Source organism: Roseibium sediminis (genome assembly GCF_008711325.1).
In the GTDB taxonomy this organism is placed as follows: Bacteria; Pseudomonadota; Alphaproteobacteria; order Rhizobiales; family Stappiaceae; genus Roseibium; species Roseibium sediminis.
Map to the genome: position 1 here is coordinate 1 of NZ_VXDB01000057.1, position 2500 is coordinate 2500.

Below are 2500 nucleotides of genomic sequence, written 5' to 3' on the forward strand. Positions count from 1 at the left end.
GTTGAAGAGTTATATCTGTTCTTTGCAGGCCTGGCGGCGACCTACTCTCCCGCGTCTTAAGACGAAGTACCATTGGCGCTGGGGCGTTTCACGGCCGAGTTCGGGATGGGATCGGGTGGGGGCGCCCCGCTTGGGCCACCAGGCCGGCGAAGGACAGATATTCGTGAAGTACCATGCCCCTCACGCCTGTCGCAGCGAAGCTGCTTCGGCTCCGGGAGGGCGGCGAAGTATCGCCGACGCACGCTTGTGCGCTTGGAACCTTTGGTTCCATTCCTTTTCCCTTGAGGGTCATGTCTGGTCTTATATTTTTTTGTCTTGGCGTTTATTCCCTTGTTTCAGGGGAGCCAACTTACTGCGCTCAAGTAGGCCAAGGGCCGATAGCGCACTAAGAATGATCTTTTTAAATGCGCCTGAAGCGCTTTTAAAAAGATGAACATAGAGTAATGAGAGTGATCAAGCCGAACGAGCTATTAGTAAAGCTAAGCTTCATGCGTTGCCGCACTTCCACACGCTTCCTATCGACGTGGTGGTCTTCCACGGCTCTTCAGGGAGAACTGGTTTTGAGGTGGGTTTCCCGCTTAGATGCTTTCAGCGGTTATCCCTTCCGTACATAGCTACCCTGCAATGCGGCTGGCGCCACAACAGGTCCACCAGAGGTACGTCCATCCCGGTCCTCTCGTACTAGGGACAGATCCTCTCAATTCTCCTACACCCACGGCAGATAGGGACCGAACTGTCTCGCGACGTTCTGAACCCAACTCACGTACCACTTTAATTGGCGAACAGCCAAACCCTTGGGACCTGCTCCAGCCCCAGGATGTGATGAGTCGACATCGAGGTGCCAAACAATGCCGTCGATATGGACTCTTGGGCATCATCAGCCTGTTATCCCCGGCGTACCTTTTATCCGTTGAGCGATGGCCCTTCCACGAGGGACCACCGGATCACTATGGCCGACTTTCGTCTCTGCTCGACTTGTCAGTCTCGCAGTCAGGCAGGCTTATGCCATTGCACTCGACGAGCGATTTCCGACCGCTCTGAGCCCACCTTCGCGCGCCTCCGTTACCATTTGGGAGGCGACCGCCCCAGTCAAACTACCCGCCACACACGGTCCCGGATATTGTTGTACCGCGGTTAGATATCCATAAGGACAAGGGTGGTATTTCAAGGGTGACTCCACAAGAGCTGGCGCCCTTGCTTCAACGTCTACCACCTATCCTACACATGTCATTACGAATACCAGTGTGAAGCTGTAGTAAAGGTGCACGGGGTCTTTCCGTCTGACCGCAGGAACCCCGCATCTTCACGGGGAATTCAATTTCACTGAGTCTATGCTGGAGACAGCGGGGAAGTCGTTACGCCATTCGTGCAGGTCGGAACTTACCCGACAAGGAATTTCGCTACCTTAGGACCGTTATAGTTACGGCCGCCGTTTACTGGGGCTTCAATTCGGAGCTTGCACACCTCCTCTTAACCTTCCAGCACCGGGCAGGCGTCAGACCCTATACGTCGTCTTGCGACTTCGCAGAGCCCTGTGTTTTTGATAAACAGTCGCCACCCCCTGGTCTGTGCCACCCCTTCATGGTTGCCCACAAAGAGGTCTCCCTTCTCGCGAACTTACGGGAGCATTTTGCCGAGTTCCTTCAGCATAGTTCTCTCAAGCGCCTTGGTATGCTCTACCAGTCCACCTGTGTCGGTTTCGGGTACGGTTTATAAGGTGGAGCTATTTCCTGGAACACCTTCGCTGCACCCCCAATCCAGTAAGGGGATACAACACACGGCATCCGTCACTACCACCAAGCTGCAGAATATTAACTGCATTCCCATCGACTACGCCTTTCGGCCTCGCCTTAGGGGCCGGCTAACCCTGCGCCGATTAGCGTTGCGCAGGAACCCTTGGACTTTCGGCGAGGGAGTCTCTCACTCCCTTTATCGTTACTCATGTCAGCATTCGCACTTCTGATATCTCCAGGATCTCTCACGAGTATCCCTTCGCAGACTTACAGAACGCTCCGCTACCGCGTGATCCGAAGATCACACCCGCAGTTTCGGTGTATGGCTTGAGCCCCGGTACATTTTCGGCGCGGAGACCCTTATTTAGACCAGTGAGCTGTTACGCTTTCTTTAAATGATGGCTGCTTCTAAGCCAACATCCTGGTTGTTTTGGGATCTCTACATCCTTTCCCACTTAGCCATAACTTAGGGACCTTAACTGGCGGTCAGGGTTGTTTCCCTCTCCACAATGGACGTTAGCACCCACTGTGTGTCTGCCGGATAGTACTTCTCGGTATTCGGAGTTTGGTTAGGATCAGTAAGGCGGTAAGCCCCCATAGCCCATCCAGTGCTCTACCCCCGAGAGTATTCATCCGACGCTCTACCTAAATAGATTTCGCGGAGAACCAGCTATTTCCGAGTTTGATTGGCCTTTCACCCCTAGCCACAGCTCATCCCCGACTTTTTCAACAGGCGTGGGTTCGGTCCTCCAGTGCGTGTTACCGCA

At 54.0% G+C, this 2500-nt stretch carries 2 rRNA genes (1 of these 2 cut by a window edge); both read right to left on the reverse strand.

Annotated elements, in window-relative coordinates:
* Positions 1-28: 28 nt before the first annotated feature.
* A 5S ribosomal RNA gene (rrf, locus tag F0155_RS22845) occupies positions 29-143 on the reverse strand.
* A 306-nt stretch (positions 144-449) separates the two neighbouring features.
* Positions 450-2500 (reverse strand): 23S ribosomal RNA (locus tag F0155_RS22850); it runs 674 nt beyond the window's last position.